Raw genomic sequence first — 12371 nt, forward strand, 5'->3', positions numbered from 1 at the left:
CAATTAATGCCAAAGCATGAAAAGATCGTTGAAACTATTCCTGTAGGGCCACTGGGTATTATTGCACTGGAAAGCAGCAAATCTCTCGGCGCTAAAATAAATGAGCATCTTGTATCCTGGCGTGATTTACGGGAAAGTGAGCATAAAGAAACCATAGCTTTTAAAGGCTATCAAAGAGATTCTTTCCTTATTAATGCCTGCTGCCCCAGGTTCGGAACCGGTGAGGCCAAAGGAATGATTAAGGAAACCGTTAGAGGATATGACCTATATCTACTGGTTGATGTAACCAATTATAGTTTGACATATAGCGTCTGTGGACATACAAACCATATGTCACCGGACGACCATTATCAGGACCTGAAGCGTATTATAGCGGCAGTTGGTGGTAAAGCAAGAAGAATTACCGTCATCATGCCCTATCTTTATGAAGGTCGTCAGCACAGACGTAACTCAAGAGAATCTTTGGATTGTGCCTTGGCATTACAGGAACTGACCAATATGGGAGTAGAAAGTATCATAACCTTTGATGCCCATGATCCCAGGGTTCAGAATTCAATTCCCTTAAATACCTTTGAAACAGTTCAACCTACTTATCAATTTATCAAAGCAATCTTAAAGAATGTACCTGATATTAAGATGGATGCTGACCATATGATGGTTATAAGCCCCGATGAAGGTGGCATGTCAAGGGCAGTTTATTTTGCCAATGTTCTGGGACTTGATATGGGTATGTTCTACAAAAGACGGGATTATACTAAAATTATCAATGGCCGTAATCCAATCGTAGCCCATGAATTCTTAGGTGATGATGTAGAAGGTAAGGATATCTTGATTGTTGATGATATTGTATCATCCGGAGAAAGTATGCTGGATGTGGCTTCCGAATTAAAGAGAAGAAAAGCCAATCGTATATTTGTTGTAAGTACTTTCGGCCTCTTTACCGGTGGTTTGGACAAGTTTGACAAGGCTTATGAGGAAGGATTAATCTACAGACTTATGACCACCAACTTGGTATACCAATCACCTGAACTTTTAACCAAACCATATTACATCAATGTGGATATGAGCAAATATATTGCCTTGATTATAGACACTCTAAATCATGACAATAGCATTAGCGGATTATTAAATCCTGTTGAAAGAATCAATAAGGTTTTAGAAAAATACAATCAGACTAAGAAAAAATAGATATTAACTTATAAGTAAAAATAAATGAAAGGGTATCGGCTAAGCCGATACCCTTTTATGTTTCTTAAGTTTATTCTTCATATTTAATAAAGCTTCTGTTCATTCCCGGCTGGTGAATCTGTTCCATATAGCTATGCCAAATAACTGCCGGATAGGAAGCTCCCTTTAAACCTTCCACTGGCTTTGGCATATCGTATCCGACCCACACACCGGTAGTATAATAAGGAGTATATCCTACAAACCACCCGTCTCTTCTATTATCGGTAGTTCCGGTCTTGCCTGCACTGATTGTATTTGAAAGTTCAAAGCCTTTGGCTGTACCGTTTTTTATAACTCCTGTTAATGCCTCTGTTACCATCCTAGAAGCCCCAGTCTGATAAACCTGCTCTTCATCTATGGTGTCATCTACCAGTATCTTACCTGCTGCATCGGTAATCTTTACTATACAGGTAGGCTCTCTATAATAACCGTCATTTACTAAAGCCCCATAGGCAGCTGTCATCTCCAAGGGACTTGTTCCTATGGTCAACCCTCCTAAGGAAGCTGCCAGATAATAATCATCATCAACGATTTTCTGAAAATCCATTTTTAGAAGATATGATAAGCCAAGCTTAGGGGTCAGCTCCTCAAATAACTTCCAGGCAATGGTGTTTTTAGATAACTCAATAGCCCTTTGAAGCTTCATTTCACCTACATAGCTTCCCCCGGAATTTTTAGGCCCATTCTTAATAGGTTCATCTATTACAAGACTATCTAGCCTATAACCTCTTTCAAAAGCAGGGGTATAGACAATTAATGGTTTTATGGCACTTCCAGGCTGCCTATAGCTTTGATAAGCCCGATTAAGAGTATAACCTACATATTCTTGACTTCTGCCCCCTATTATGGCCACCACTCTTCCTGTATCATTATCAATACATACAGCGGCCCCCTGAAGTTGATATATCCCCTCTTCATTCTTCTCGGTAAATTTCTCTAAGGCCTTATCCACAGATTCTTGCAGTAGCTTTTGTTTGTCCAAATCAATTGAGGTATAGATTCTATAACCACCGGTATACAATTTATTCTGATAGCTATAGTATAGTTCCTTATAGGCTTTATCGTAGGCTTTTTTATCTTCTTCATCTATAAATTGATTGCGAAATTCAAAACCTTCTCCTTTCATCAAGGCCTTAATAGCACTATGATATACAAAGGTCTCTACGTAATTGTTTTTTTGCTCCTCCTGCCGGTTTATGGATATTGGCTCCTTTATTGCATGTCTATAATCAATTAGATTTATTTTGCCATTCTCATACATCTGCTTAAGGATCCTATCTCTTCTTTCAATTGTCCGATTTAAATTTGTAACAGGATTATAGAGGTTGGGATTATTGGGTATGGCACATAAAAATGCAATCTGAGATAAGCTTAGTTCATTAATTCCCTTGCCAAAATAACCGTCAGCTGCTGCCAATATCCCATAATGTCCATTGGCATAATAAATATTATTGATATAAAACTCCATAATCTGATCTTTTGTATAGATTTTTTCTAGCTCTTGGGCAATAAATATCTCCTTTGCCTTTCTTTCATAGGTAACATCATGGGTAAGAAATACATTCCTTGCCAACTGCTGAGTTATGGTACTGGCCCCTTGGGTAATTTCCCCTTTGTTTTTTATCAGAGCTATGGCAGCACGGATATTTGCCAGATAATCAATCCCACCATGACTAAAAAACTTTTTATCCTCTGTTACAATAATTGCATTTAATAGAACCGGTGGAATATCCTTATACTCAATATAATAGACATCCTTAACTCCCTTTAAGCTAGTGATTAATTTTCCGTCATTATCATATACTAAGCTGGTCTGGGAAGATTTAAAGATCTCTTCAGTTGAAGAATGAACCAGCAATTTTGCCTCTTTTTGAAGCTTAATTAAAATCTTCCCATAGGTGTTATAGAAATAAAATATTCCTATTGCCAGTGTCAATAAAATAACTAAAGTAAAAACTTTAATAATAAGCTTAAGCCACTTTCCGGTTTTCTTTTTCTTAGCAATGTCTATTCTTCTTTTATTCATAAAAGCCTCCGAAATGTTTGGCTTGTCCTTAAATCTTTATATAGTTAAAAGGAATATTTAACTCTTTAAGGAAAATCCTTTCTCTCTTTTGACAAGTAAATATAAGTACCTGAGGACGATCTTTAATCTGGGTTAGAAGGGCTTTTAGTCGGCTATCATCATATAATGCAAAAGTATCATCTAAAAGCAGAGGCATGGTGTTTTTACCAAGGAGCAAATCTGCAACCGCAAGACGCAAAGCAAAATAAACCTGATCTATTGTACCGGCACTTAATCGGTCCAGTATAATGTAATTATCCTTCCATCCCATCTTAATATTAAGCTTCTCATCTATCTTAATATCCCGGTATTTTCCATCGGTAACCCCGGATATAATCTTAGAAACTGCCTTATCTAAATCTCGTCCAAAGCTATCATGAATCTCTACGGAAAGTTCCCCTATGGTATCTAGAGCCATATTAATGGCAGCAATCTCCATATCATTTTCTTTTTGCTTCTGTATAAGATACTTGTGCTGCTCCTTATTTTTATTAAGCTCAACTTCATTATCCTCCATTAAAGACAGTTCCCATTTGATTTTCTCAATTTTAAGATTACATTCATCCAGCTTTGATTTGATTTGGCTTTGTTTTTTTTCTGTTTCATTTATTTTTGTGTTAATAACATCACTAAGCCTTTCAATGGCTTCATAAGTTAACTCTTCTTCCGATATGAAACTTCTCATATATAACATAATAGTATCATGTAGCTGATCACATCTATCTTCTAGCTCTTTTATCCTTTCATTAAGATTTGATAAAAGCTCTTTGCTATGTTCTATTGACACACTTAATTTTAGATATTCCTCCTGCTTTTGTACCAGCTTCTGAACGGAGGCAACCTGATATTTTTCTAATATAGAGTTAATGCGAGTTTCAGACTCTAAATAACGTTCTTTTATTTCATTTTCCTTTCTTTGATTATCCAGCAAAATATTCTTATATTTATTTAGTGTATATATATAAAAAGCTCCACCTATAATCAATAAAAGCAGAAATAATAAAGCTCCTGTCATTAAAGATTTGGTCACAAGATAGGTAAATAAGGACATAACAATGGGAATAGCTATATATATTAAACCTATCTTTTTTATGTTTTTACTTTCCTCTTCGTCTTTATTATATATCTTATGAAGCTTTTTCAAATACTCCTCACATTTAGAGGACAACATCTGGGCCTCATAAATGCTGTCTTTTAAGGCAAATACTCCCTTTGCCTCATCTTCCCATTCTGCTATCTTATCCTTTAATTCTTCAGCCTGTTTCTTAAGACTGCTATATTCTTCTGAAAGATTATTATATATATTATATTTTTCAAGAATTACAGGCAGCTTACCCATAAGTTCCTCTTCTTTTTGATGTTTATCGGACTTTGGCTTATTAAGCTGCATATTTAGATTTGCCCATTCTTTTTCTAACTGCCTTAACTGTGTCGTAAGGGCATCTATTTTCTCTTCTTTTTCTATACCCTCTTCTATCTCTTTAGATAAATCCTTAATTTGAGAATCATAGGGAATGGATTCTAAAGCTTTTTTCTTTTCTTTTAAAATGCGAACTGCTTTTTCTACATTTACTTCCTTGCTTTTTGCTATGGATAAGTTGGTAATATAATTTCTAACCTGGCTTGCCAGTTCAGTATCGGTTTGGGCTTTTAATTGCTCTATACTGATTGTATTACAAAATGAAGACTCTGTAAGCCCCGGTATAAGCTCACTGATATGACCTTCCTTAAGTTTAAGCTCCCTGCCGGTCTCTAGATTTATAATAGTAAAACTTCGGTTATTGGCATGGAAACTTCTTTGCAAGCGATAAAACTTATCCTTTACCTTAATATCCATTTGACCCTTGTAGGCACCGGGATAATCCCAGGGCAGGTAGCGGCTATATACATCCTCTTTTGAGGCTGCACCTCTTCCCCTTAATCGTTCTATTCCAAACAGCATCCCCTTAATAAAAGCATGCAGTGTGGATTTGCCGGCTTCATTTTCCCCATATATTATATTAATACCCGGCTTTAAATTAATTTCCCTCTTAGAGAATTTACCAAAGTAATCCACTTTTAGCTTCTTTAAAAGCATTACTGCACCTTACCCTTCTATACATATTTCTATATTTTAAAACATCACTTAAGATTCCTTAGCACCAAGTAGGGCTTCAATTCCATAATAAAGAGCCTTCCTTACTACTTGGTCATTTTTATCGCTTTCTTTAATTCTTTTAATAAACATACCTATCATATTATCGGCATTTTCCTTATAAAGAGCTTCAAAATCATAATCGGGAACCGATTCATCCACTACATCCAAAATATTTCCCAGAGGATAGATAAGTTCTTTATCAAAATGAATATTTTCATCCCGAAAGCCTTCTATGTATATTTGATAGATATGCTGCTGTCCTTCACTTTTAAGCTTTTCTTTTATTATATCTACTAATTCTCCGTTAGTAATTTCCTGATTTACAGTTACTTTTAATTTCTTATATTCCCTATGGGAGCTTTTTACAAACCGTATCTTGGTCTGTCTTTCCTCATCCCCACTGATTTTCCCAAGAATATAACCCCGTGACCCGGTTTCATTTTTATCAAGAGGCTCTAAGGAACCACAGTAGGCCATCTTATCACTGAAAATCTTTGGTTTATGGATATGACCAAGGGCAATATAATCAAAACCGGCCCCAAGAAGCTTCTTATAATTTATAGGAATATTCTTTTCATCACCTCCATGGGCCAGTAGGATATTTATTGTATCCTTTTGTAATGGCTTAACCCTATCATATATAGGCTCTGTAATATCCCTTTGATGATAACTAAATCCGTAGACAGTAGTATTTATATCAGGCAAATATATGGAGTCTATGGTGTCACTTAGAAACATATGAACTTTCTCATCCCATGCAAAACCGGGATAATTAGATCTTGCTCCGATATAATCATGGTTGCCGGCCATAATAACTACACGGGCAGTTTCTAATTTAGAAAAATAATAATTTACTTCTTTTAGTTCTTTAACTAATGGCTGCTTATGAAAGAAATCACCTGCAATCAAAAGGAGGTCTGCTTTCTCTTTATTACACAGGTCAATAATATGCTTAAAACTATCCCATATCTCCTGTTGCCGCTCATTGGCCCAAGGCATGTTTGAATCTGGAACGGCACCAAGATGCACATCTGCAATATGTATGAACTTCATATATCCCCTCCTGTATGATATACAAACATTTATTAACTGTTAAAATTATACCATAGGTAAAGAGTAAACTTCAAGCTTGCAGCGAACATCTATTCTACTTCTTTCTTCCTTGACTTAATGAAGATATAGCTGTATAATCTACAAAAACAGCCTATAGGTGGTAATAATATGAAAACAATAGAAACAAAGCGGCTTATTCTTAGACCCTTTCTAGAGACCGACCTTGAGGATTTATACGAATACGCTAAAAACCCCAATGTGGGACCAAATGCCGGCTGGCAGCCCCATGAAAATATAGAAAAGTCAAAAGACATATTAAACAGCTTTATAGAACAAGGGGAAGTACTGGCCATTGTTTGGAAAGAAAATAATAAAGTTGTAGGTTCATTGGGCTTGCATAATGATCAACTTCGAAATACCGACAAGGTTAAGATGTTAGGATATGTTCTTTCACAAGATTACTGGGGAAGGGAAATTGTTCCCGAAGCCGTAAAGGCTGTTCTTAATTATGCATTTACAGACTTAGACTTATATATGGTATCGGTCCACCACTATCCCTTTAACCAAAGGTCAAAGCGGGTTATTGAAAAATGTGGTTTCACATACGAAGGAACCCTTAGGCATTGTTTCAAAGTATTTAGCGGAGAAATTTATGATTTGGTATGCTATTCCATGACTAAGGATGAGTGGGAAAAGTTATACATTAAATAATTATATTAGCTTAATACTAAATATTTTAGGGTGTCGCCAAAATCATTAACATTTGCCGACACCCTTAATATATATCTCCTTGTTTTTCTTTAACCTTTTATTTCACTACTTATTTCTTGTCCTGAAAATATGTGTCTTACAAGTTCATGGGTACCTGTTGAAGCCAAGCCGCTTGCAAGACCCCCCAGCAAAATCTCAGGAGTAAACTCCCATCCGTTAATCCAAAGGTTTAATATAACACCGGTTACTCCCATAATAAGGGGTATGTACTTATTCGGTATAAAGGAAATACTGTGCTTTATTATATATCCTAAGCATAAACAGATTGCAAGAACAACTAAAACAACATATCTGGCCAATACCTCCATTCTATAACCTCCTTTTTAAGATTACTATTACTCATTCCAAATATGCATCTACTAATATGAACTATCACATCTATAACATAAATATGCTTGTTTCCTTCTTGAAATGCTTATTTTTAAAAACCAAATCTGATTTATTATAAATCACCTAAAAACCCCATAAAATAAGGCTTTACAAAAGCCATATTTAATTGTATGATACTACTTGTCAGTTCGAGACCTTCCTGACGTAAAACAAAACTAAAGGAGATTAAAAATGAATAAGAAAATTTTGTATCTAACTGAAGCGGCAGTAATAGCTGCCATCTACACCGTATTGGTCTTTTTATTTCAATACTCTAGCTTTGGACCATTTCAATTTAGGATTGCAGAAGCACTTACTATTCTGCCCTACTTTAGTGCTGCTGCCATCCCAGGAGTTACCTTAGGATGTCTCCTAAGCAATATCTTATTTAGTAATATTTTCGATATTATATTTGGGACTTTGGCAACTCTTATAGGAGCCTATCTTTCTTATCGGTTAAGAGCTAATAAGTTTCTTGTTCCTATACCCCCTATAGTAGTAAATGCCCTTATTATACCTTGGGTATTAAAATATGCAGGCTTTGCAGAGGAATCAATTCCCCTTATGATGGTTTCAATCGCAGGGGGACAGCTACTTGCCGCAGGGGTACTGGGTATGCTTTTATTATTTACCCTAGACAAGGTTAAACATATAATATTTAAGAACTACTAACATAATCTATTAATATATTAATGATGATATATAAAGTATAATAATATTATTACACAACAAAAAATAAGGTCTGACAAAAAGGGAAGCTTCCATATTTGGAAGCTTCCCGCAATTTTAATTATTAATTCTTGCTATTTTATATTATAAATCACAATGATTAACGGTTCTAGGGAAAGGAATAACGTCTCTAATATTGCCCATACCGGTCAGATACATAACGCAACGTTCAAATCCAAGTCCAAAACCTGCATGTCTTACGGATCCATATCTTCTTAAATCAAGATAGAATTCATAATCCTCTCTCTTTAACCCCATCTCGTCTATACGCTTTAAGAGCTTATCATAATCATCTTCTCTTTGGCTTCCGCCAATTATTTCACCGATTCCCGGAACCAAAAGATCCATTGCAGCCACAGTCTTATTATCCTCATTGAGTTTCATATAGAAAGCTTTAATATCCTTAGGATAATCTGTTACAAATACCGGTTTATTAAATACCTGCTCGGTTAAGTAGCGTTCATGCTCTGTCTGAAGGTCACAACCCCAGAATGCTTTATATTCAAATTTATCGTTGTTCTTTTCTAAAATTTCAATTGCCTCAGTATATGTTATATGACCAAAGTCTGAAGTTGCCACCAGTTTAAGTCTATCCAGTAAGCCCTTATCAACAAATTGATTGAAGAAATTCATTTCCTCCGGAGCATGCTCTAAGACATAATTAATAATATATTTTAACATATCCTCAGCCAGTTCCATATTATCCTTAAGATCAGCAAAGGCAATCTCCGGTTCAATCATCCAAAACTCTGCGGCATGACGGGTAGTATTAGAATTTTCCGCACGGAAGGTAGGACCAAAAGTGTAGATATTCTTAAAAGCCATGGCATAAGTTTCCCCATTAAGCTGTCCGCTAACTGTAAGGTTTGTCTCTTTACCAAAAAAGTCGTAAGAAGTATCTACTTTTCCCTCTTCTGTTTTTGGTATATTTTCTAAATCAAGGGTAGTAACCCTAAACATTTCTCCAGCACCCTCAGCATCACTTCCGGTTATAATGGGAGTATGGACATAGATAAAGTTCCTCTCCTGGAAAAACTTATGAATTGCATAAGATATAAGTGAACGGACACGAAATACTGCCTGAAATGTATTGGTTCTGGGTCTTAGGTGAGTTATTGTTCTTAAATATTCTAAGGAGTGTCTCTTTTTCTGAAGGGGATATTCCGGTGTTGAGTAACCTTCAACAACTACTTGATCAGCTTGAATTTCGAAGGGCTGCTTTGCCTGGGGAGTTGCAACTAACTCACCGGTAACAATAATAGCAGAACCTACATTCAGTTTAGAAATTTCCACAAAATTATCTAATTTATCATGATAAACAACCTGCAAGGTATTAAAGCAGGTTCCATCATGGAGCACAATAAAACCAAAGGTTTTTGAATCCCTTACGCTGCGAATCCAACCTCCTACGGATATCCTTTTACCAATATATTGATCTTTATTCCGGTACAATTCTCTGACTTCTACTAGTTCCATAGCCAAACTCCTTTGTTTTAATTTTAAATAGTCCATAAATGATTTTAAATAATTATAGCATAAGATTTCGATATTACAAGCTTGAATCTTAGCCCCTCTTATAGATTTGTACTTATAAAAACTAAATTAGTGCTTTAACTTGTCAAAGCATTAATTATTTCCTTCCTGCTTTTTTCTTTAGTATTAATAAAATGAACCGGTTCCTGTATCTGACCCAAACTATGGGCATCGGAATTTATTATTATTTGACATGACTGAAAATATTTATGGGTCTTGCAAAGTTTTTCTGTCTTGTTTTTATTCTTAAACTCTACGGTTTTAAACTTTGCCTCCATAGGAACAAATCCTAGATTAGATAATAGACTAAAAGAATCTTTATCTACATGGGCCGGTACATATATTCCTTTAAATTCATCCATTAGTTTATCCAAGCTGTTAAATGAAATTTCTGTGGCATTTATTAATAGATATGGTTCCTCGGCTACTTTAGAATCATACTCATTATATATCTCCTGTCTGCCAAATACCATTTCATTGTTAGGAATCTTTATTAGCCTTTCATATACATATTTATCAAAAGCCATGGCATTTTCCAATTCCTCAAAAAAACAAAGCACATGGACTTCCTCCATAGTGCATAGCTCCATTCCGGGAATAACAAGAATATTATTTTTTTGGGCATAATTATAGACTGCCGGGCAATTTCTACAACTATTATGGTCTGTTACCGCAATTACATCCAGTCCCAGAAGTTTCGCCATATTTACAATATTAGCCGGTGTCATATCTTCATCACTGCAGGGAGATAAACAGGAGTGGATATGTAAATCATAGGAAAGCTTAAGCATTAAGTTTTTTGTAAACTAACAGGGCTGCCTCAAAAACCGGCTGGTCCGTATAAAAAACCGTAATGCCCTGCTCCTTTGCTTTAATTATGGCAGGCTCATCTAACCGGCTTCCTTCTGCCAGAATAACACAGGCTGCCTCAGCAAGAGCCGCCACTGCCAGAGTATTAATATTGGCCATTACCGTAATCCATACCGCATTTTCTGGCATCTTTGACATAGCTATGCTAAGTAAATCACAGCAATATGGCACACTTATCTCCCTTTTTAAATTATTTCCCTCGTTTAATAGCCGGAATTCTTCAAATTCAACTAATTCTTCTACTTTCACCGCTTTCCTCCTTAGACTTTTCACAATAATATAGCTTTACTTTTTATTATCTAATCTTGACAGCTCGTCAGATAATTTATGAATATAATCCCTAAGAATATGAATACAATCTCCTTCCTTAGCTGCTCCACGAACAATATCCTCAGCTAAGGCTTTACAGGTCGGTGCACCACAAGAACCACAATCAAGTCCCGGAAACTTGGCACAAAGCTCTTCCACTTTAGCCATCTTATTAATACTATCTTTTATATCCTTTCCTATTTTAAAAACCGGCTCATAGGGTACATCCTTAGTCCAAAAAGCCTCCTTGCTTTTACCTGGCTCTTTCCTATCAAGGTGAGTACAGGCCACAGGAAGATATTTTCTAAGACGTTTTAATTTAACCCTGGCTATATAAGGATTTTCTACTGTCAATACACCTCCGACACATCCCCCGGCACAGGCATTTAGTTCTATAAATTCCAATTGTTCAAATTTCTGATCCTCTAGGTCATTTAAAATACGATTCACATTTTCAATTCCATCAGCTGCCAAGTAATTATCAATAAGCAAAGCCCCCGCTTCTCCTCCGCTACTTCCCCATCCGATTCCGATTCTGCCGGATTCCCCTAAATCTTCAACTTCACTCATACTTTCTTTCATAAAGGGAAGTAGGATGGTATATACCTCTTTCATTGCCAGTACACCGTCAATCTCACTTTTATTTATACCGATAGGAGATTTTATTGCCGTTACCTTGGCAGGACAAGGGGAGATGAATATGACTCCAATTTTATTTGAAGGAAGTCCCGTTTCTTCCATAGCTTTTTTTCTTGCTAAAGAAGCAGCAAGTTCTACCGGCGGCAATAGGGGAAGAAGATGTTCTATAAGATTAGGAAATCTGATTTGTATAAGACGAACTACTGTGGGACAAGCAGTGCTTATAATTGGCCATTTATCTTTGTTATTGGCCACATATTTTCTGCTTAATTCCGATATAATCTCTGCTGCAGCGGCAACCTCATAGACTTGGTCAAAGCCCATCTTCTTCAGGGCAGTAAGTACAATATTAATATCCTCAAGGTTATTAAATTGCCCATATAAAGACGGAGCCGGAAGAGCCACTTTATATTCAAATTTGTCCATAATATCCGGAGAATCATAAGTGGCATTCTTTGCATGATGAGGGCAGATACGAATACACTCTCCACAGTCAATACAGAATTCCTTAATTATAAAGGCCTTCCCATCCCTCACCCTAATTGCCTGGGTGGGACATCTTTTGATGCAATTAATGCACCCTTTGCATAACTCTTTATTTAATCGTACCGAATTGAAAAATTCACTCATGCTTAAGCTCCCCTTATTTTAAAAGCATTTAAAATCTTT

General features: G+C 36.0%; 11 protein-coding genes. 3 read left to right on the top strand and 8 right to left on the bottom strand.

The genetic code is table 11. The features are described 5' to 3' along the window. Window positions 1-6: 6 nt before the first annotated feature. Window positions 7-1188 (top strand): ribose-phosphate pyrophosphokinase, encoded by a 1182-nt coding sequence (locus SD1D_RS11470; RefSeq protein ID WP_058259034.1) that lies wholly within the window; start codon window positions 7-9, stop codon window positions 1186-1188. Window positions 1189-1258: 70 nt separating this feature from the next. Here the strand turns inward: SD1D_RS11470 and SD1D_RS11475 are convergent, their stop codons facing one another. The 3 genes from SD1D_RS11475 to SD1D_RS11485 are packed head-to-tail and all read right to left on the bottom strand — an operon-like array spanning window position 1259 to window position 6482. Next, a complete protein-coding gene (locus SD1D_RS11475; RefSeq protein WP_087758916.1) occupies window positions 1259-3253 on the bottom strand; it encodes a transglycosylase domain-containing protein in 1995 nt (664 codons plus the stop codon). Window positions 3254-3281: 28 nt separating this feature from the next. Then, a complete protein-coding gene (locus tag SD1D_RS11480) occupies window positions 3282-5369 on the bottom strand; it encodes an ATP-binding protein (protein WP_058259035.1) in 2088 nt (695 codons plus the stop codon). A 48-nt stretch (window positions 5370-5417) separates the two neighbouring features. Continuing rightward, the gene (locus tag SD1D_RS11485; protein WP_058259036.1) at window positions 5418-6482 is read right to left on the bottom strand and encodes a metallophosphoesterase family protein; all 1065 of its coding nucleotides are present in this window, start codon (window positions 6480-6482) and stop codon (window positions 5418-5420) included. Between the two features lie 168 nt (window positions 6483-6650). On the opposite strand from SD1D_RS11485, the gene SD1D_RS11490 reads away from it, so the two are divergent. Then, a complete protein-coding gene (locus tag SD1D_RS11490; protein WP_058259037.1) occupies window positions 6651-7193 on the top strand; it encodes a GNAT family N-acetyltransferase in 543 nt (180 codons plus the stop codon). An 89-nt stretch (window positions 7194-7282) separates the two neighbouring features. Here the strand turns inward: SD1D_RS11490 and SD1D_RS11495 are convergent, their stop codons facing one another. Further along, window positions 7283-7561: a phage holin family protein gene (locus tag SD1D_RS11495; RefSeq protein ID WP_058259038.1), complete on the bottom strand. Its 279-nt coding sequence runs from the start codon at window positions 7559-7561 to the stop codon at window positions 7283-7285. Window positions 7562-7814: 253 nt separating this feature from the next. Here SD1D_RS11495 and SD1D_RS11500 point away from each other — a divergent pair, with 253 nt between their 5' ends. Next, window positions 7815-8294 (top strand): QueT transporter family protein, encoded by a 480-nt coding sequence (locus SD1D_RS11500; protein WP_058259039.1) that lies wholly within the window; start codon window positions 7815-7817, stop codon window positions 8292-8294. Between the two features lie 141 nt (window positions 8295-8435). Here the strand turns inward: SD1D_RS11500 and asnS are convergent, their stop codons facing one another. The 4 genes from asnS to SD1D_RS11520 form a co-directional block, all read right to left on the bottom strand. After that, window positions 8436-9827 (bottom strand): asparagine--tRNA ligase, encoded by a 1392-nt coding sequence (gene asnS, locus SD1D_RS11505; protein ID WP_058259040.1) that lies wholly within the window; start codon window positions 9825-9827, stop codon window positions 8436-8438. A gap of 134 nt (window positions 9828-9961) precedes the next feature. After that, window positions 9962-10675 (bottom strand): PHP domain-containing protein, encoded by a 714-nt coding sequence (locus SD1D_RS11510; RefSeq protein WP_058259041.1) that lies wholly within the window; start codon window positions 10673-10675, stop codon window positions 9962-9964. After that, window positions 10668-11003, bottom strand: a complete 336-nt coding sequence (locus SD1D_RS11515) for a hypothetical protein (RefSeq protein ID WP_087758917.1) — start codon at window positions 11001-11003, stop codon at window positions 10668-10670. Before SD1D_RS11515 ends, SD1D_RS11510 begins: the two co-directional genes overlap by 8 nt. Before the next feature lie 36 nt (window positions 11004-11039). Further along, window positions 11040-12332: a [Fe-Fe] hydrogenase large subunit C-terminal domain-containing protein gene (locus SD1D_RS11520; protein ID WP_058259043.1), complete on the bottom strand. Its 1293-nt coding sequence runs from the start codon at window positions 12330-12332 to the stop codon at window positions 11040-11042. Between the last annotated feature and the right edge of the window lie 39 nt (window positions 12333-12371).

Source organism: Herbinix luporum (genome assembly GCF_900070325.1).
GTDB classification, from domain to species: Bacteria; Bacillota; Clostridia; order Lachnospirales; family Lachnospiraceae; genus Mobilitalea; species Mobilitalea luporum.